We start from the raw sequence: 650 nt of genomic DNA, 5'->3' as shown, positions 1-650 counted from the left end.
AAATTCTGGGTGAATCGAAATGTCGCAGGCGCATGCCCCGTAAGACAGAGGTTTTCCGTCTATTTTCTGGTTGTCGAGACTCAGAAAAGGAACGGAGCATGCGCTTTACGCCTAGCATTTTCGGGCAGTTGATTGAAAGCCTCGATCGGCGTCAATTCCAAGCGATTGTCGATCGGCATGACGGCGATTCTTACGACAAATGCTTCAAAAGCTGGGATCATCTGGTGGCGCTGATCTATGCTCAGTTCGGTGCCGCCGGCAGCCTGCGGGCGCTCGAAGCAAGCTGGAACGCCAATGCCCACCATCACTATCATCTCGGCTGTGGCCGGTTGCAGCGCTCGACGCTATCGGATGCCAACAAGCGGCCGCCGGCCGGCGTCTTTGCCGAGACATTTGCACTGCTGACCGGCCAGCTTGGCCGAAAAATGCGCCGCGAGGGCACGGCGATGCTGCGGTTGATCGATTCAACCCCCATCCCGCTCGGCAAGCTCTGCGACTGGGCCAAATCGAACGGCCGCATCCGTGGCATGAAGCTGCACATCGTCTACGATCCCAAGGCTGATTGCCCGCGTGTCCTCGACATTACCGACGCCAATGTCAACGACGCCCAGATCGGCCGCACCATCGCCATCGAAGCCGGCGCCACCTAC

At 58.8% G+C, this 650-nt stretch carries 1 protein-coding gene; it reads left to right on the top strand.

The window, feature by feature from the left end; translation table 11 throughout:
* Positions 1 to 98: 98 nt before the first annotated feature.
* Positions 99 to 650 (top strand): DUF4372 domain-containing protein (locus GR197_RS31360; RefSeq protein ID WP_164016592.1); only part of this gene is annotated, 552 nt, incomplete at its 3' end.

Source organism: Rhizobium phaseoli, from assembly GCF_010668805.1.
Lineage (GTDB): Bacteria > Pseudomonadota > Alphaproteobacteria > Rhizobiales > Rhizobiaceae > Rhizobium > Rhizobium phaseoli_A.
The sequence above is the reverse complement of the archived record's forward strand: the minus strand, read 5'-3'. Positions and strand labels throughout refer to the sequence as shown.